The 18966-nt window shown below is 40.5% G+C and carries 18 protein-coding genes and 2 pseudogenes; 3 read left to right on the top strand and 17 right to left on the bottom strand.

What is annotated here, in order from left to right:
• Window positions 1-8: 8 nt before the first annotated feature.
• The 8 genes and pseudogenes from SM122_RS08100 to hisS all read right to left on the bottom strand — a co-directional run.
• Window positions 9-569 (bottom strand): annotated as a pseudogene (locus SM122_RS08100) (aminodeoxychorismate/anthranilate synthase component II); the annotation flags it as partial.
• A complete protein-coding gene (gene trpE, locus SM122_RS08095) occupies window positions 566-1924 on the bottom strand; it encodes an anthranilate synthase component I (protein ID WP_195327423.1) in 1359 nt (452 codons plus the stop codon). The gene trpE and the pseudogene SM122_RS08100, both read right to left, overlap by 4 nt.
• 503 nt (window positions 1925-2427) lie before the next feature.
• Window positions 2428-2790, bottom strand: coding sequence for a DUF1304 domain-containing protein (locus tag SM122_RS08090; protein ID WP_003009544.1), 363 nt, complete (start codon window positions 2788-2790; stop codon window positions 2428-2430).
• A 15-nt stretch (window positions 2791-2805) separates the two neighbouring features.
• On the bottom strand, window positions 2806-3234 hold the full coding sequence (locus SM122_RS08085; RefSeq protein ID WP_003009542.1) for a MarR family winged helix-turn-helix transcriptional regulator: 429 nt from the start codon (window positions 3232-3234) through the stop codon (window positions 2806-2808).
• Between the two features lie 268 nt (window positions 3235-3502).
• Window positions 3503-4132 carry an HAD-IA family hydrolase gene (locus SM122_RS08080; RefSeq protein WP_195327425.1) on the bottom strand — a complete coding sequence of 210 codons (630 nt, stop codon included), beginning with the start codon at window positions 4130-4132 and terminating at the stop codon, window positions 3503-3505.
• Entirely contained in the window at window positions 4129-5409 is a 1281-nt protein-coding gene (locus SM122_RS08075) for an MATE family efflux transporter (protein ID WP_195327426.1), read from the bottom strand. Before SM122_RS08075 ends, SM122_RS08080 begins: the two co-directional genes overlap by 4 nt.
• Window positions 5410-5459: 50 nt before the next feature.
• Window positions 5460-6944, bottom strand: coding sequence for a threonine synthase (thrC, locus tag SM122_RS08070; protein ID WP_155127581.1), 1485 nt, complete (start codon window positions 6942-6944; stop codon window positions 5460-5462).
• 180 nt (window positions 6945-7124) lie between these two features.
• Window positions 7125-8408 carry a histidine--tRNA ligase gene (gene hisS, locus SM122_RS08065; protein ID WP_003010893.1) on the bottom strand — a complete coding sequence of 428 codons (1284 nt, stop codon included), beginning with the start codon at window positions 8406-8408 and terminating at the stop codon, window positions 7125-7127.
• 170 nt (window positions 8409-8578) lie between these two features.
• On the opposite strand from hisS, the gene SM122_RS08060 reads away from it, so the two are divergent.
• The gene (locus SM122_RS08060) at window positions 8579-8920 is read left to right on the top strand and encodes a metal-sulfur cluster assembly factor (protein WP_013904437.1); all 342 of its coding nucleotides are present in this window, start codon (window positions 8579-8581) and stop codon (window positions 8918-8920) included.
• Between the two features lie 162 nt (window positions 8921-9082).
• Here SM122_RS08060 and SM122_RS08055 read toward each other — a convergent pair whose 3' ends face one another.
• Both SM122_RS08055 and ilvD read right to left on the bottom strand, forming a co-directional pair.
• Window positions 9083-10357 (bottom strand): uracil-xanthine permease family protein, encoded by a 1275-nt coding sequence (locus SM122_RS08055; protein WP_195327428.1) that lies wholly within the window; start codon window positions 10355-10357, stop codon window positions 9083-9085.
• A gap of 588 nt (window positions 10358-10945) precedes the next feature.
• The gene (gene ilvD, locus SM122_RS08050) at window positions 10946-12649 is read right to left on the bottom strand and encodes a dihydroxy-acid dehydratase (RefSeq protein WP_045760146.1); all 1704 of its coding nucleotides are present in this window, start codon (window positions 12647-12649) and stop codon (window positions 10946-10948) included.
• A 214-nt stretch (window positions 12650-12863) separates the two neighbouring features.
• Here ilvD and rpmF point away from each other — a divergent pair, with 214 nt between their 5' ends.
• The gene (gene rpmF / locus SM122_RS08045; protein ID WP_003009516.1) at window positions 12864-13046 is read left to right on the top strand and encodes a 50S ribosomal protein L32; all 183 of its coding nucleotides are present in this window, start codon (window positions 12864-12866) and stop codon (window positions 13044-13046) included.
• A gap of 15 nt (window positions 13047-13061) precedes the next feature.
• Window positions 13062-13211 carry a 50S ribosomal protein L33 gene (rpmG, locus tag SM122_RS08040; RefSeq protein WP_001265622.1) on the top strand — a complete coding sequence of 50 codons (150 nt, stop codon included), beginning with the start codon at window positions 13062-13064 and terminating at the stop codon, window positions 13209-13211.
• A 537-nt stretch (window positions 13212-13748) separates the two neighbouring features.
• Here the strand turns inward: rpmG and SM122_RS08035 are convergent.
• The 7 genes and pseudogenes from SM122_RS08035 to SM122_RS08005 all read right to left on the bottom strand — a co-directional run bounded on the left by SM122_RS08035 (window position 13749) and on the right by SM122_RS08005 (window position 18925).
• Window positions 13749-14799: pseudogene (locus SM122_RS08035) on the bottom strand (DUF389 domain-containing protein).
• Window positions 14796-15119 (bottom strand): potassium channel family protein, encoded by a 324-nt coding sequence (locus SM122_RS08030; RefSeq protein WP_001253404.1) that lies wholly within the window; start codon window positions 15117-15119, stop codon window positions 14796-14798. Before SM122_RS08030 ends, SM122_RS08035 begins: the two are co-directional and overlap by 4 nt.
• A 13-nt stretch (window positions 15120-15132) precedes the next feature.
• Window positions 15133-15474 carry a hypothetical protein gene (locus SM122_RS08025; protein WP_000397556.1) on the bottom strand — a complete coding sequence of 114 codons (342 nt, stop codon included), beginning with the start codon at window positions 15472-15474 and terminating at the stop codon, window positions 15133-15135.
• Entirely contained in the window at window positions 15399-15701 is a 303-nt protein-coding gene (locus SM122_RS08020) for a TMEM175 family protein (RefSeq protein WP_004240734.1), read from the bottom strand. Before SM122_RS08020 ends, SM122_RS08025 begins: the two co-directional genes overlap by 76 nt.
• 659 nt (window positions 15702-16360) lie before the next feature.
• Window positions 16361-17146 (bottom strand): ABC transporter permease, encoded by a 786-nt coding sequence (locus tag SM122_RS08015; protein WP_003013947.1) that lies wholly within the window; start codon window positions 17144-17146, stop codon window positions 16361-16363.
• Window position 17147: 1 nt separating this feature from the next.
• Window positions 17148-17942, bottom strand: a complete 795-nt coding sequence (locus SM122_RS08010; RefSeq protein WP_003013825.1) for an ABC transporter permease — start codon at window positions 17940-17942, stop codon at window positions 17148-17150.
• Window positions 17939-18925, bottom strand: coding sequence for an ABC transporter ATP-binding protein (locus tag SM122_RS08005; RefSeq protein WP_003010129.1), 987 nt, complete (start codon window positions 18923-18925; stop codon window positions 17939-17941). The genes SM122_RS08010 and SM122_RS08005 overlap by 4 nt, the downstream gene beginning before the upstream one ends.
• Window positions 18926-18966 lie beyond the last annotated feature (41 nt).

The raw sequence follows: 18966 nt of genomic DNA, 5'->3' as shown, positions 1-18966 counted from the left end.
TTCCGCTCCTTGACTAGTTTGACAAAATTTTCGATGGTCTTGAGCCCATCTGGCGTCCCGATACTTTCTGGATGGTATTGGAAACCATAAATCGGTAAGCTGCGGTGTTGAATTCCCATAATTGCTTGATCATCCGTCGTCCGAGAGGTAATGACAAAATCCTCTGGCATGTCTTCAATCGTCAGCGAATGGTAGCGCATGACTGGGACTTCTTTTGCGACACCCGCGTATAGAGGAGAGGGAGCTTCTAGCTGGATCTGGCTTTGTTTGCCATGCATGACCTGTGGCGCCAATCCCAAGCGCCCTCCAAAAACTTCTGCAATCGCTTGATGTCCCAAGCAGATCCCCAAGATTGGTTTGACCCCCGCGAAATCTCGGATCATCTCCTCCATCTTGCCCGCATCCTTTGGCCAACCTGGACCTGGAGAAAAGACCAAGGCATCTGCTTCTTGGGCAACCTGGTACAAATCCGGATCATCATTTCGAAGCACCTGGACCTCATCAAATTTTCCGATATACTGTGCTAAATTGTAGGTAAATGAATCGTAATTATCGACTAATAAAATCATCCTTCTTCTCCAATCCTTGTCATCGATTTTGCCTTATTGACGGTTTCTTGGTATTCATTTTCAGCGATCGAATCATAAACGATTCCTGCTCCGGCCTGCACATAAGCCTTCTTATTTTTGAGGATCATGGTTCGGATCGCAATAGCAAAATCGAGATTCCCCGTCACAGAGAGATAGCCAATAGCACCTGCGTAGACTCCTCGTTTCTCTTTTTCTGCCTCATAGATCCGCTTCATGGCTCGAATCTTAGGAGCACCCGAAACGGTCCCAGCTGGAAGAGTTGCCTTCAGAGCCTCAATGGAGGCTAGTCCAGGAAGTAATTGTCCCTTGACTACACTCGTCAGGTGCATGACATAACGGAAGAATTCCACTTCCATATATTTGGTCACTTCAACTGATCCATTTTGAGCGATACGTCCAATATCGTTTCGCCCTAGATCCACTAACATCCGGTGTTCTGCGACTTCTTTTGGATCCCCTGTCAACTCAGCTGCCAATTGCCGATCAGCCTCTTCATCAATCCCTCTGGGACGTGTACCAGCAATGGGATTAGTTGTCACCACTCGGTCCTTGACTGACACCAGACTTTCTGGACTGGCCCCGATAATTTGGTACTCCCCAAAATCATAAAAGTAGAGATAATTCGAAGGGTTGGTCACGCGCAAATTGCGGTAATAATCCAATGGTTTTCCTGAAAAATCAGCTGAAAAACGTTGACTGAGCACGCATTGGAACATATCTCCTTTTCGAATATAGTCCCGCGCTAGGGCCACCATTTCTTCAAACTCTTTTTGCTCCAAATGATTGTGGAAATGAAGCGCATGTAGATCCTTGTCCTGAAACTCTTCCTTTGCAGGTCTTGCCAACTGCTCTAACACTTGCTCCAGACTCGACGCTTGCTCTGCTTCACTTCGCCCACTATAGAGGTTCTCTTCCACCACATAGACCTTTTCCTTTTTGTGATCAAAAATCACATAGCTCTCATATAAGAAAAAGTGAAGATCTGGTGTGCCGATCGTATCTTCAGGAATGGAGCCAATGTTCTCATAGAGACCAATCAAGTCATAGCCGACAAATCCAATCGCCCCACCGTTAAAAGGGAGTTCTTCGGAAGTTTTCGTTTTGACCGTGATGCGGTTCAAAAAGTCCAAAGGATCCTCTTCAACAATTTGATCATTGTAATAGAGAACGCCATGTTCAAACTTGACTTCACTGACCGGCCGATAGGCTACAATTGAAAAACGCGCGTTCTCTTTTTCACGAGGGATCGACTCCAAGATCATTTTATGGGGTGCATCCAAACGCATATAAGCTAAAATTGGACTCAACACATCAGCAGATAAAACTTTTTTCATATCAGAAACCTCTCTTTTATTCTAAGGAATTCAACCGCACCCTGCTTCGCTTGCTAAGGCTATCAAGGGTATCCCATCGCTCAATTCTCGCTTTGGGATCAATGTGCCTAAGCTCGCTTCGCTTGCTAAGGCACATAGAAAAGCCCTCACACAAAAACTGTGTGAGGGCGTAGTGTCCGCGGTGCCACCTCTTTTATAGGGAAAAATAGCTGGTCTTTCCCTACATCTCTATCTCCTCTATCAAGGAGTTGCACGGTAAGGGGTGCCAACCGAATTCACATGGGTTAGAATTCATTGATCATAACAGTCCAATTTTCATCAGTCGCTATTGCTTGTTCACAATTCCCACAAGCTCCCTGAAAATAGCTGACTCATTACTTTTCTGTTGCTACCATTATAACCCTTTTTCTTAGAAAGTCAATAAAATTTTTAGTCTTTTTTTATACTTTTTTCTATACTTATTTAATAAAATCAGCTCAAAGAGCCCTAGCGGCTCGTCCTTTTTATCCCAACAATAGGATACTCAATAAAGCTAAAATTGCAGGACCACCTTGGGTCAAGATAATCTTTTTATTGGCTGTCATCGCACCGTAGGCCGCAGCTCCAATAATAAAGAGCACAAAAATCGTAACAACTTCACTATTTTTAGAGACAAACAATCCATACAAGAGGAACACACCAATCAAGGCATTGTATATCCCTTGATTCTTAAATAAAGAGGTCACAGATGGGCGAGCGAGTTCTTCTTTATCCATGTTGAAAACCCGACTGGTGGTATCAGATGTGGTTCTGATGCTCTCCAAATAAAAAATATACAAATGCTCCAGTGCAGCAAGACTTGCTAAAATAATCGTCAGTAATGACATCGTAGATTCTCCTTTTTATTCAACTGTTATTTGTTCAATGCCAGATACTAATTTGTCCAGCAGGTAAGAAAATTGCTCTTGTTCTTGAGCAGTCAAAATCCGACTCATCTGTTCTTTCACCGCCACATGATGGCGAGGGGGATGTTTGACCAAACGATTATAGGCCGTATCCGTCAAATGAATTAAGATTTCCCGCTGATTCTTTGGATTTCGACTCCGATGGACAAATCCTTCCTTTTCCAATATTTTGAAATGCCGGGTTAAAGCCGCTGGATCAATTTGCAAACGTTCCTGAACCGCGATCTGATTGCAAGGCGCTTGTTCTAATAAATCCTGCAAGATTTGGTAACGCGTTAAGCTAATCCCTAGTCGCTTTTCAAAGAGTTGCGTAGTTGATTGATCTGCCAAGCGTAGTTGGTAGAGCAAATCATTTATTTCTGCCATATTCCTTCCTCTATTCATTTTTGATAAATCAATAATTGACTAATCAATTATAAAATATTTCATATCCTCTGGCAAGGAAAAGAGCTTGCACTGTTTTTTCGCACAAAAAAAGCCGCCTGATTTGGCGACTCTTAGGGAGATTATTATGAAAAAGAAAAGTTTTAGGATTTTTCTAAACAAAGTTAGGAGGTCTTTGTTTATGCTTCTATTATAGCGGACATTTCTTAAAGAAAGCTTACGACTTTATTTCAAAATGAAAACAAATTCTTTACAGATTCTTTTCAGCGTTTAAAATAACTGGAATATCTAGTAAGGTGTTCATCTGATGATTGCCTTGATAGTCAGACGCCAAGAAATTGATACTCTGAATCTGGCTATTTCTTGCAAAGTCAATATCCAGGCTCCGATCCCCAATATAGTAGGTCTTTTCGGGCTCCAAACCGTACTTCTCCATCAGATACCTGGCAGCTTCTGGGTCAGGCTTGCGGGCAAAACCACTTTGACTGGTCAAAATCTCTGTAAAAAAAGATTCCAAGCCCAAGTCCCGCAGGATGACAAAGGCATTTTCTCCCTTATGGGTATAGACAAACTGCTCAATTCCAGCTTCTTGTCCCCAGGCTAGGACATCACGCGCCCCATCCATCAGAAGGACCTGGGCATTTTTCTCTGCTAGACTTTCTGCTCGACGCTGATTTAAGTCCGTCACATCCAGATGATACTCTTCCGCCACGGCTACTAAAAGATCTTGAACCGAATGCTTCAAGATGTAGTCTTTAATGCTAGCTCGGTCAAATGGAAGCTGATAAGTTGCATAGGTCTCCTCAAGACCTGCCAGAATAGCATCATAGGAATCTAGCAAGGTCCCATCCAAATCCCAAATAAAGGCTTGTTTTGTCATTTTTTCTTCTCTCCTACTTTTCGTCTATATAGCTGACTCAAAAATAGCCAACGAAAGCCATTGTCGAGCAGTGTCCCAGTCCAGACCCCTGGAAGGCCAAAGCCAAGAGTTACTCCAAGCAGATAACCGGCTCCAATTCGAATGACCCACATGCCAATCGTCGTTGCATAAAATGGAAGCTTCCCATTTCCCAAGCCTTGCCAAACAGCTGTATAGATGACCGTTCCTGCTGTAAAGGGCGTTCCCAACAAAGAAAAGAGGACAACCGACAGGCTAGCTTCTACCGCTTTCACATCTTGTGTGTAGAGATGGGTCAGAAGGGTGCCACCAAAAAAGATACTCAGAGCAATGGGCAACATCAACACAAAGGATAAGCAGTAAGACTGCTTTCGAAGGCGGGCAATCTGCTCAAGATCACCTTCACCCAAGCTCCGTGCTACGAGCATGACCGTCGCTGTGGCCACCCCAAACACAGGCATGTAGTTAAACTGGGTCAAGGTCTCTCCGATAGCATTTCCTGCGACTGCCTCGGTCCCAAAAGCAACCACGATCGCAATGATCACCACATCTCCGGCCCGCATCATCAGCCGCTCTCCGGCAGCTGGAAGTGCTAAGTTCAAGAGCTTACGATCCAATCCCCAACGAAGAGGTGCAAAGGGTAGCTGGACCTTTCGCCACAAGAGGATGACGCCCACCAGACGGGCCAGCACTGTCCCTAAGGCCGCACCGACAATCCCCCAGCCAAAAAGGAAAATGGCCACAGAGGAGAATAAAGCATTCAAAACATTGGTCAACAGGCTCACATACATAGGAATACGTGGATTGTTGGCCACCCGAACCAAGGAGCCCAAGGTCGTCATCAAGCCTAAGAGAACTATGGTCCCGCCGACCAAGGAAAGGTAAATCCCCCCGCTTTCGGCTACTGCAGCTTCAGTCCCCAACAGCGAAATCATCTGGCGTCCAAATAACAGCGAAGCCCCTCCTAAGAGAGCACTCAACAACAAGGTCACCTTCAGTGACTCTGTCGCATGGTAGGCAATGTTGGCTTGATTTTTTTCACCCAAGCTTTTGGACATAACACTGGCAACTGCCGCACCCAGTGCCAAAAAGATGGCTTGATAGATCGTGATGATATTCCCTGCGACGGAAACACCTGAAATGGCAATCAAGCCCAGGTGAGCCACTAAATAAGAGTCCACCATGCCCATCAGCATTTGTAAGAAATTTTCACCCATGGCAGGAAGGGCGATATTTAAGATTTTTTTGTATGAATTCATGCGTATATAAAAGAGCCAAACGGCTCTTTTGATCTTTCTAATAGGAAGAATTAAAGTCCCAAGTAGTCTTCTACGGCTGCTTGCATGTCTTTGGTTGCCACGCTTGTACGATGGCGAACCGGTGCAGTTTCAAGGCCGTCTACAGCCGGTGGCACAGGAACACCTGAGAGTGTGTGTAATTTAGCCAAGGCTTCGAAATCGCCTAGACCTGTCTCGCCTGTCACCGCTTCTACTGCTACAACTGGGAACTTATAAGGACTTGCTGTAGAGGCAATGACTGTTTTAGCAGTATCCCCTGTTTGGGTCCGGTATTTTTGATAAACGGCTGATGCTACGGCGGTATGAGGGTCTTCAATGTAATCAGACGCTTCATAGACCCGCTTGATCTCTGCAGCAGTTTCTGCTTCATCTGCGTATGCAGCCGCAAACAAATCTAAGATGTCTGCATCAAAGTTGGACAATTGGTACTGACCTGTTGCAACAAGGCTTTCCATCAATTCTTTGGTCTTTGTGGCATCATTGCCTACCAAGTGGAAAATCAAGCGTTCCAAGTTTGAAGAGACCAAAATATCCATCGATGGACTGGTGGTCACCTTGAACTCACGTTTCTTATCATAGACATGTGTTTTGAAGAAGTCTGTCAAGACATTGTTTTCATTTGACGCACAGATCAATTTCCCAACTGGAAGACCGATTTGTTTGGCATAGAAAGCCGCCAAGATATTTCCAAAGTTTCCTGTTGGGACGGTAAAGTTGACTTTTTCTCCGGCTGTGATTTGGCCTGTCTTCACCAATTGCGCATAGGCGTATACGTAATAGACAACCTGAGGCACCAAACGACCAATGTTCATAGAGTTGGCTGATGAGAATTGCATCTTGTTGGCTGCTAATTTTTCACGAAGCGCCACATCATTGAACATGTGTTTGACATTGGTTTGGGCATCGTCAAAGTTTCCATCGATCGCGATGACATGGGTATTGTCCCCAGTTTGAGTCGTCATTTGCAATTCTTGCACCTTGCTGACACCATCTTTTGGATAAAAGACAATGATCTCTGTTCCTGGAACATCGGCAAAACCTGCCATCGCAGCTTTTCCTGTATCTCCAGAAGTCGCCGTCAGGATGACAATTTTATTTTCCAGACCGTGCTTTTTAGCTGCTGTTGTCATAAAGTAAGGCAAGATCGACAAAGCCATATCTTTAAAGGCAATGGTGGAACCGTGGAAGAGCTCCAAGTTGTATTGTCCATCGAGTTTGACAAGCGGAGCAATAGCTGGGGTATCAAACTTGCTGTCATAAGCATGAGAAATACAGTAGTCTAACTCTTCTGCTGTAAAGTCGTCCAAAAAGGCTGACAAAACAAGCTTGGCCACTTCTTGGTAAGAAGCATCTTTGAGGGTATCAAAATCCAGCTCTACTTGAGGATAAGAGACTGGAGTAAACAAACCGCCATCTGTCGCCAATCCTTGAAGAATGGCTTGACTAGCTGTTACAGTATTTTTTTCATCTCGTGTTGATTGATAAACTAATGTCATGACTGTTTCATTCCTTTACTAGTAGTCTTCTCATTATATCATAAATGTCAGAAAATTTAACGGCTTTTCGCCAAATCTTGGCAAAGGTCAGCAAACAGAAGCTAGATAAAAGAGAGCAGGCGCAACGACTTTGCTCCTACTCCCATGCGAATCTGTTTTACAGGTGCCTGCAAGACTTGATCAAGCCAATCCCAACTCTGCTAAAACAGATGGGAAGTCTTTCTTCAAGCTTTCAAGAGCCACCGTTACTTCTTGACGAGTTTGGTTATTTTTCACAGTAACTTGACCGCTCTCAACTTCACTACTTCCTAAGGTGATCAAGGCTTTGGCCGCAAAGACATCTGCTGACTTAAATTGCGCCTTGAGCTTGCGTCCAAGATAGTCACGTTCTGCCTTGAAGCCTTGGATTCGAAGGGCTTGAACCAAGCTAAGCGCTGCTTCATTGACCTCATCTCCTAGGACAGCGATGTAGGCATCTAGGCCTGTTTCGATCGGTAATTCAATGCCTTTCTTTTCAAGAACGAGAAGGATCCGTTCCACACCGATCCCAAATCCAAAACCAGCTGTCGCAGGGCCACCGAAGTATTCCACCAACCCATCATAGCGACCACCTGCACAGACTGTCAATTCATTGCCTTCAATTTCTGTAATGAACTCAAAAATCGTGTGGTTGTAGTAATCCAAGCCACGCACCATATTGGTATCGATGACATAGGCTACTCCCAAGTCTTCCAACATCCGACGAACCGCATCAAAATGCGCTTGGCTTTCTTCATCAAGATAGTCTAGGATGGAAGGAGCCTGTTCAACCGCCGCCTTGTCTTCTTTTTCTTTTGAATCCAAGACACGAAGCGGATTTTCTTCTAAGCGACGTTGGCTGTCCTTAGACAATTGATCCTTCATTGGCAAGAGGTAATCAATCAAGGCTTGACGATAAGCCTGACGACTAGCAGGGCTTCCCAATGTGTTCAAGTGCAAGGTCACATTGTCAATTCCTAATTCTTTCAGGAATTGCGCTGCCATGGCAATGGTTTCGACATCCGTTGCAGGATTGCTCGATCCAAAGCATTCTACCCCAATTTGGTGGAATTGACGCAAACGACCTGCTTGAGGACGTTCATAGCGGAACATTGGGCCTATGTAATAGAACTTACTTGGTTTTTGTACCTCAGGCGCAAAGAGTTTATTTTCTACATAGGAGCGGACAACAGGAGCTGTTCCTTCTGGACGAAGCGTGATATGACGGTCTCCCTTGTCATAGAAATCATACATTTCTTTGGTAACGATATCCGTCGTATCCCCTACTGAACGGCTGATGACTTCATAATGTTCGAAGATCGGTGTGCGGATTTCATCATAATTGTATCGCGCAAAGACCTTGCGTGCAAAGCCTTCTACATATTGCCATTTCGCTGAATCGCCAGGAAGGATATCCTGGGTCCCTTTTGGTTTTTGTAATTTCATAGCCTTCATCCTTTGTCTTACTTTTGCCTCTATTTTACCACAAATTCGAAGAGAAATGGAGACTGGACCGAATTTCCTTCGTTCGACACGTTCAAAACCTCTTTCTCTTCTTGCCTTATCAGCCGAATTATGAGAAAATGGAAGCCATACTACACTGAAAGGATCTTGCGATGAGAGAGGATATCAAAATCAATGACCGCGCCCTGGCCCTAGAGAAGTCATTAATCGAAAAATTGGAGCTTGTATTTGATACCGATGTTGAATTAGATGTTTATAATCTGGGACTGATCTACGAGATCCATCTAGATGAAGCCGGCACTTGCAAGGTGGTTATGACCTTTACCGATACGGCTTGTAGCTGTGCTGAGAGCCTTCCGATCGAAATCGTCGCTCGCCTAAAAGAAATCGAGGGGATCGAAGATGTCAAGGTTGAAGTAACTTGGTCACCCGCTTGGAAAATTACACGAATCAGCCGATACGGGCGCATCGCCCTTGGTCTTCCACCACGATAACAAGCATTACCTTTTAAAAAATGCAGCCAACTAATGAAGGAATGCCTCTTTGGGAATCCAATCCACAATAAAAAAACGAGGAACACAAACTCTGCCATCAGAGTTTGTTCCTCGTTTTTATAATGTTTGAATCCATTCAAACTTTTTCACTACCAGAACAAACTAAGCCTCATCAGTTTTTGGTTCTGGAAGGATTTGGTACAACACAATTCCAAGAATTGTTGACGTTGCCACACCCGTGATTTGAAGACCACCAAGGTCAATCATCAAACCACCGATCCCTGATACCAAGATCACACTTGCAATCAAGAGATTCTTTTTATTATCAAAATCAATCTTATGTTCAACTAAAATTTTCAAACCGCTAGCAGCGATAACCCCAAAGAGGGCAATAGACAAACCTCCCAATACAGGAGTTGGAATAGAGTGCAAGAGTGCTGATAGCTTCCCAATAAAGCTCATGACAACCGCAATCACTGCTGCGCCTGAAATAACGTAAACTGAGTAGACCTTACTAAGGGCCATCACCCCAATGTTTTCCCCATAAGAAGTTACCGGAGGAGCTCCAAAGAATCCAGCAATAATCTGTGCCAAGCCATCACCAGTAAGCGTATGGTCAAGCCCTGGATCCTTGAAGTAATCACGCTCCGTCAAACTATTTAAAACCATGAGGTGGCCAAAATGTTCCGTCATGGTCACAAAGGCAATCGGAGCCATAGTCAAAATCGCACTTGGATAGAGTTTAAAGCTATAATCCACAAATGGAATGTCAAAGTTTGGAACTTGAATCCAATGCGCCGCACTTACCTCTGAGAAATTGACAAAACTATGTCCTGTCAGCAAACCAAGAGCCAATGAGAAAATATAGCCCACAATTAATCCAAGTAAAATTGGGACGACACCGACAATCTTCTTGCCATACATGTTAAATAGGATAACCGCAAAGAGGGTCACCATCGAAATCAATAGAGCATAGCCGCTGTAGCTATTATTTAAGGTTGTCGCATCAGTGACGGCATTCTTCGCAAGACTCAAACCAATTACCATGATAATGGGACCAACCACGATTGGTGGAAGGACCTTATTAATCCAATCTTTACCCGCATACTTAACAATCAGAGCCACAAACAAGTAGACCAAACCACCCGCCATAGCACCTTGGGCAACTGCTGCGATTCCATCTGTCTTCATCAGCATTTGCATCGCTGCAATATAAGCAAAACTAGACCCCATGTAAGCAGGAATCTTATACTTGGTCACTGTCAAGTGAGCCAAGGTCCCCAAACCAGATGAGAACAAAGCAATGGCAGGATCAATCCCAACCAAAATCGGCACCAGCACTGTCGCCCCAAACATGGCAAACAAATGCTGGAAAGATAAACCAATCAATAAACCAGGTTTTGGCATATCATTCACATCATATTTAACGTCATTCACGATCGTAAAAACCTCCTAAAATTAAGATGCGACAAGCTATGGCTGAACAAAAACGTCTACCTTCGATGACCAAATCGTAAGGATGCACTCCCTACTTCCATCATCGACGATTTCTTTTTTGATCAAACCACTTTTCAACTATACAAAAAAATCCCCCACAACAAGGAGATACACAAAATATAGGCTGGTCTTCCCAGGCCTTTCATTTCCATAGCTCCTTGCCTGCCTCTCTGGACAGTATTAAAGGATTGATTCGATTAGTCACAATTATAGCAAATTATAGACGGATTTACAAGAAAAATGACAGATGATACACTCAAATCCCCCAAAAAGTAATATTCATACGCTTCAGCGATAGGGTTAAAAATAGCGACTTTGAGCCAAAAAAGAGGCTGGGACAAAAGTCCTAGCCTCTCAATTATTTTTGGATTGTCGAGCAAGACGCAGTGGTTGAGTAGGCTCTACTACACTGATTTCATCAGCTTTTACAGCCCTACTCAACTGTGCGGAGGTGGGACGACGAAATCGAATTTTAACGAATTACCGATTTCTGTCCCACTCTCTCTTTGGACAAAGTCGTCCTTGTAATTACTGTTTACCAGACTGTTCCATATTCCAGAAGTCGGTCACAGCACCACGTGATGCGGAAGAAACGATATGGGCGTATTTACCGAGAACCCCACGGCTATACAGTGGTGGCAAGGTTGTTTCCGCCTTCCGTTTCGCCAACTCTTCGTCTGAGACGTGCATGGTGATTTCTTTGGTATCTTGATCAACCGTTACCAGATCTCCTGTGTGGAGGTAGGCAATCGGACCACCGACCTGAGCTTCAGGCGCAATGTGACCAACAACGAGACCATAAGTCCCACCTGAGAAGCGGCCGTCTGTCAAGAGGGCCACCTTGTCTCCTTGGCCTTTCCCAACGATCATAGATGACAAGGACAGCATTTCAGGCATTCCAGGACCACCCTTAGGACCTACGAAACGAACAACAACAACGTCGCCATCCACGATTTCATCCGAAAGAACGGCTTCAATGGCAGCTTCTTCTGAGTCAAAGACCTTAGCAGGACCAGTGATGTTACGAACTTTCACACCTGATACTTTGGCAACCGCCCCTTCTGGAGCCAAGTTCCCTTTCAAGATGATCAATGGACCATCCGCACGTTTTGGATTTTCAAGTGGCATGATAACTTTTTGACCTGGTGTCAAATCAGCGAAGGCCTCCAAGTTTTCTGCAACAGTCTTACCAGTACAGGTGATGCGATCCCCGTGAAGGAAACCATTCTTAAGAAGGTATTTCATGACAGCTGGCACACCACCGACATTGTAAAGGTCTTGGAAGACATATTTTCCTGAAGGTTTCAAGTCCGCCAAATGAGGCACGCGCTCTTGGAAATCGTTGAAGTCTTCAAGCGTCAAATCCACATTGGCCGCATGAGCAATAGCGAGCAAGTGAAGAGTGGCATTGGTAGAACCACCAAGCGCCATGGTCACTGTAATCGCATCTTCAAAGGCTTCACGGGTCAAGATATCAGATGGCTTCAGTCCCATTTCAAGCATTTTGACAACAGCACGACCTGCTTCTTCGATATCGGCCTTCTTATCCGCTGATTCAGCAGGGTGAGAAGATGAACCTGGTAAGCTCATCCCAAGGACCTCGATCGCTGTCGCCATGGTATTGGCCGTATACATACCCCCACAGCCACCAGGGCCAGGGCAGGCATTACACTCTAATTGCTTCACTTCTTCAGCGGTCATATCGCCGTGATTCCACTTCCCAATTCCTTCGAAAACAGAAACCAAGTCGATATCCTTGCCGTTCAGATTACCCGGTGCAATGGTACCACCATAAGCGAAGATCGCTGGGATATCCATATTGGCAATGGCAATCATCGAACCAGGCATGTTCTTGTCACAGCCCCCGATGGCTACAAAGGCATCCACGTTGTGACCGCCCATAGCCGCTTCGATAGAATCCGCAATGATATCACGTGACGTTAGGGAGAAGCGCATCCCTGGTGTCCCCATAGCGATCCCGTCCGCAACCGTAATGGTGCCAAATTGGACCGGCCAAGCACCTGCATCTTTCACACCTTCTTTGGCCAATTTTCCAAAATCATGAAGGTGGATGTTACAAGGGGTATTTTCCGCCCATGTCGAAATCACTCCGACAATCGGTTTTTCAAAGCTTTCATCGGTCATTCCCGTCGCGCGAAGCATGGCACGGTTGGGAGATTTTACCATGCTATCGTAGACACTACTACGATGGCGTTTGTCTAATTCTGTCATGTCATTCCTCTCGTTTCATTTTTTACCATTATAGCATAAAAGAGGCCACAAAGATAGGCAAGGACTTTGAAGGGACAGACGACAGAAAAGTTTCTTTCAAAAATTTCAATTTTTTTGTCAAGTAACTTTACTTTACAAAAAAGTTTTGTTATACTGTTACAGTTGATGAAAATCAAACCTAATTGAATTTATATCTTAAAAGGAGAAAAACGAAATGGCAGTACCTGCACGTCGCACATCAAAAGCGAAGAAAAACAAACGTCGTACGCACTACAAAGTAACAGCTCCATCTGTAAACTTTGACGAAGCAACTGGAGATTACTCACGTTCACACCGTGTATCACTTAAAGGATACTACAAAGGACGTAAGATCGCTAAAGCTGCATCAGCTGAATAATAGAAGGGAGATACCATGCGCGTAAATATTACACTTGAACACAAAGAATCTGGTGAACGCTTGTACCTTACTTCTAAAAACAAACGTAACACTCCAGACCGTCTTCAATTGAAGAAATACTCACCAAAACTTCGCAAACACGTTGTGTTTACAGAGGTGAAATAGGGGTTCACTACACGTCAATAGATGTTAGAAACCTTGATTTTAAGCGATTCTTGAAATTCTAAATTTCACTACATTGCAATATAAATCAACCGAATCACTACCTTTTTCACTACCTTTTTTGAAATAAGAATAATGATTCGGATATATAAAAGAAGAGGAACTTTATTGTGAAGCTCCTCTTTTTGTTATGTGTTCTTTTTCTCACAGATCGTATGACCTGGTTTGGAAAGTATGAATTTCAGTTGGACTAAAAACAGCGTAATATCAAGACTTTTCTCCGCTTTTATAAAAGCGTTTTTCCAATCAAATTCAACTAATTTTATCTAAATGGTGTGGATTTTACCCCCAAAATTACAGAGAATGGAGCTGATAAACACTAAACGTTCACACCATTAGTTAAATGATTTTTTTCATCATTTTTCTTAGATGATAGAACTTCTAATTTATTTCTTATTCAAGCAAAAACAACCTGCTATAAGTAAGAAAGAGGAAGATACAAGAAAAACACGGCGTAAAAACCTATTCAGTTCATTGTCCTCAATCCTTGTCTGCTTCATTTTCTTTTACGAGATCGTTTTGTGAATCTTTTTCAGAGAGTTTTTGATCAATATACTTGTCAATGTTTTCATAAAATTCCTTGGTCGCTTCACTATCTAATGTTGGCGAGTTCTGAACTTGATTCACTTTCAATTGAACAGATTGAATACCGTAAGAGGCTTGTTTTTGGTGGAGTGTTTCTAATTCTTCTTCTGAAATCGGATCTCCAACAACCGTCAAGACCAATTCATTGTTACTTGACTTGTAGACTTGATTAATAACCGTATAATTGGCGAACTCTTTTCCTACAAACTGTTTGATCCCTTCTTTGCGCGCTTGTTCTATTGTCAGAGTAACTGCCGAATAGCTAGCTGGAAGAATCAACAATACAATCAAAGAAATCAAGCCAATTCTCATTTTAATGCTCAGCTCTTTAAATGAAGTTAAAGGAGATTTTCTCATCAAAATTCTTGTTCCAACAATGTTGGCTAGCATGATAAAGACACAGTTGATCAAGAAAAGATAGAGAGCCCCCAATAAAAATCGTACATTCCCATTAGCTAAACCATAGCCAGCAGTACAGATAGGCGGCATCAAAGCTGTAGCAATGGCTACTCCTGGCACGATATTGTTTGCTTCTTTTTTCCTTGAACCGATCACACCAGCAATCCCACCAGCAATAGCAATGAGAACATCCCAAATGGTTGGAGAGGTTCGTGCGATCAACTCGCTACTTGCATAAGACAAGGGAGAAATCCAGAAATACAGAGTCGAGACAAGCAAACTGACCAACACTTGAGTCAATAAAACCTCTAGAGATTGCTTGATTAAACGCGTATCAAAAATAGCTAAAACCGAATCCCAGTCCAACAATCGGTGTCATGAGAGGTGAAATTAACATGGCTCCAATAATAACAGCTGTTGAATTCATATTTAGACCGATAGAGGCAATAAAAATTGCACACATCAAAATCGCTGTATCTCTCAATCGAACATGAAGGTCATCGTATAATTTCTCACGGTATTCCCGTGTTGAATAATTGGCAGTCATTTGTCCTCTCCTCTTTCCTTATTTAAATCGGTATAATAATTAATAATAACAGCTGATAAACAGCCAAAAAATATGAGCCCATAAATCGTCAAGAAGACACTGGTAATCCTTCCAATCAAGGTCACAGCTAGGAGATCCCCGTAGCCGACAGTCGTCGAAGTCACAAAAGCATACCAAAGACCGTCTCCGTAATTTGTGATAGCAGGTTCAACTAGGAAAAGCACGCCTCCTGACCCAAAAACAAAGGTCACAAAACTCAGAGCAAACCGAGTAAAACCCGTAACCTGTATAATATGCCATAACATTTTTAAACGTCTCATTTGTTCTCCTTATTCATACTAGCTCCTGACCGAGCCGTTTTTTCCAATAATCAAAGTGAAGATAGGACATGATCTCCATCAGAGAAAGATAGACAAACTGATAGATCTGATTTAAGCTGATTATCAACTGATATTGTTTGAAAAATGACTGGAAGAAAGACCAGATATGACTGTCTTGAATCAGTCCCTTCTTAACATCAGACAGGATATTAGCTAAAGCTCCCAAGGACTGAAACGGTAAATCCTTGACATTTATATAGATCCGGTCCACCACATCATTCAGACTGGTATCTTGGATGGCATGAAATTCTCCAAAGAGAACTCCTGCCGCTCCAAGAGTAGAAACAAATTCCACCAAATAATTTCTGAGGAAATTTTCTCAACCTTTTCCCATAATGTGTTTAGTGCCATCCATAACGATCCCAACCAGAAAAAGGAAAGAAAACAAGCAAAGAAATTTTGCCGTAAATCCCAAAAAGCTTCAAGACTTGGTGTTGTTGGTTTTTCTAACTCTAAAATCAAGATGGTCATAATAATTGCTAGAACAGCATCTGTCAATACAATTAATCTGTCTTTCTTCATCGGATTGCATCCCCTTTCTTTTTTGTAACATTCTATCTTATCGCATAATATTGGATATTCTTTCATAATCCGACTACAAACAAAAATAAACCAAAAAGTCTGTCCCTATTATGCTATATTTAACTCTAGAAGTATTCATCCATCTAATTAATAAATATATCATATTTCACAATAAATGAATACTATCAAAGATTCATCCCCTTTCACTTCATCATTTAGTGTTGCTTAGATTTATCAAAAACAACCAAATTTGTATTAATTTCAAGTATCACCTAGTTACAAAAATTTGGGGTGAACAGAAAAAGCATCCCGTATTTTTGATACGAAATGCTTTCAATAAGTTTAAGTAAGTTTTAACGTTTACTAAATTGTGATGCTTTACGAGCTTTTTTCAAGCCTGGTTTGACACAGTTGGATTTCAGGTACTTTCAGTTTAGCTTTATATCAACCATCATCAAAATCCAACTATTTTCTTATTTTAAAAAATATGAATAAGTTTGATTGAATGAGGGAATTTCTTTAAATTTTTTCTTAGCACCTATAAGTTAATAATACTATTCTTTAAATTATAGTTTATAATTATCTGATGTTTCAATGACCACAAAACAAAGTACAGCGAATCACTTCCTTTAGTCAAACATATAACTGAACAACATTGTTTATCTTCCTGCACTTTCATATTTTTTCAATCCTTTTCTAAAAATTGTACGACTGATAATAATCAAAAAAACTGTAAAAACTATTTGATAGAAAAATAGGTTCAATGTATCTTTCCCTAAAAATATTAATACTGCAGGATTGGCAATTAATAAATTGGGAACAAATAACATAGTGATCAATCTGTTAATACCTGTAAAAATATTATATGGATACTTAGAAATTCCAATATAATTCAAAAATACATCTACTTTTGAAAATTTAGTTGGGAACCAAAATGAACTAATCGTTATTAGAAACCAAATTGAATAATATATAATACAACCACACATTAAAGAAAGGATATAAAATAATATTTTTAATGAATTTAAATGTACATTTAAATTTCCATAACTTATAAAAATGATCGCAAGACCAAAAAAAGTATTCACGAATTGAACTAAATTAAATGATCTAAAAATATAGAACAACTGAGTATCAAACGGCCTCAATAAAATTTGATCCAAGTTACCACTCAAAATATCTGATTCTAAAATTCCCATACTTCTAATTAACAATCCCATCATAACTCCATCTACAATAGTGTAGGAACCTACCAAAAATAAAATTTGATAATAGTCCCAACCATTAAAAGAGTCTATGTTTAAGAAAATCAATCTAAAAAATACAATAGGTAAACCAATCCACAGTATCGACGAAAATAGACCACAAAAGAAGTCAAAATGAAAATTCATATCAGATTTAAAACCAAAATGAAGTAGCCTAAAAATTACTTTTATTCTAAACATTTTATCCTCCCACATTTGAGAAGTGCTCCACTCCTTTTCTCAATATGAATCTTGATATAATATAAAAAATGATGCACCAAATCAATTGAATACAAATAATTCTCAAATAGTCTATTAATTTATATGTATCATTACTAAACATCTGAAGCGGTTCATATACTAAGTATTTAAAAGGTAATACATCTAAAAACAGACGAAAATTATTTGAAAAAAAACTTAAAGGCAATAATATTCCTGATAAAAACTGAATTACTATTTCTTTAACAGTAAGGACAAAAAATATATTTTCTAACCAAAAAGAAAGCATACCTACACAACATGATATTAAAAACCATAGAACCATAGATAGAATAATTGCAATACTTCCTAAAATAAGAATTTCAATGGTTAATAACTCATTCTTGTAATAAACACTGGAGAATAAAATGACAGGAATGATGATAAATAATAAATGAGCAAGCCTATCTCCAAGCATTTTACAAAAATAATACTTATAAAAAGTAACAGGTTTTATTAATATGCTAAAAAAATTTCCTGAATGAACATCGTCATTGATTTCCCAATCAACTGGATAAAAAACAAAATATGAAAAAATTATAGTCCCCAAATAGTATTGAACCATTGAGGTAAAATCATATCCTGCTATATTTATCTGGTTACTCTGATATATATACGTCCATAAAAATACTGATATCATAATTTGTATACTTGCCTGTAACATTAACAATAGTACACTTGATTTATAGTTCAAAATAGATCGAAATGATATCAGAATAATAGACATTTCTTTTTTCAATTGTGCTCCTTTTTTGTAAAATAGTTTTGTAAAATAATTTCTTCTAAAGAAAGATTTGATATTTCAAAATCTTCTATATCTACAAGCTTATTGATTGATTCTAATGTCTCAAAGACAAAATCTCTAGGTATTTTTAGTATACATTCCGATTTTGTTTGAGAAATGACTACTACTCCTTTAACAGAGCATAACTCTGGTACCAAATCTAATGTCATTTTTATCTTTAAATATTTAAAATCAGAAAATTTAGATAAAATAACATCCATTGACTCCTGCAAAATAATTTTTCCTTTGTCAATGACGATTAATTCGTCACAAACAGACGAAATATCATCCATATCATGACTCGTTAAAATAATAGTAGTATGACATTCTTCATTCATTTTCTTTAAAAATGTTCTGATATCTTTTTTAGACTGTATATCTAACCCTATAGTAGGCTCGTCTAAAAATAATATTTCCGGACTTGTTAAAGATGCCGCGATAAACTCCATTTTCATTTTTTGTCCAAGAGAGAGGGTCCGGACCTGCTGGTAAAGCTGATCTTTTACATTCAACAAATTGCTTAATTCCTGAATTCGTTCTTGTAAAATCGCCGGTTCTACCTCATATAAAGTACCAATCAATTGAAAATAATCCATAGCCGAAACATCTTGAAATAACTGTAATTTATTTCCTACTACTATTGAAATTTTTTTTCTAAAATTTATACTTCTTTTAAATGGAATTTCTCCATTCACTTCTAATTTTCCGGAACTAGGATAAAGAGTCCCAGTCAACATTTTAATCGTTGTGGATTTACCAGCTCCATTACTCCCAATAAAGCCAACTATACTCCCTCTCTTAATCGTAAAACTAATATCTTGAACAGCTCGAATCGTTATTTGATTACGTTTCAAAAATCTCTTGATAAATGGGAGTCTTGAATCAAAATTATAAAAATTTTTAGATAAATTCTGAGCATTAATAACTATTTCACTCATATATCTCTCCTTTCGATAAAATATATTTACTTGTACTTTTT

Source organism: Streptococcus gingivalis, assembly GCF_035544715.1.
Classification (GTDB): domain Bacteria; phylum Bacillota; class Bacilli; order Lactobacillales; family Streptococcaceae; genus Streptococcus; species Streptococcus gingivalis.
Note: the sequence above shows the minus strand (reverse complement) of the source record. Positions and strands in the feature narration are given on the sequence as shown.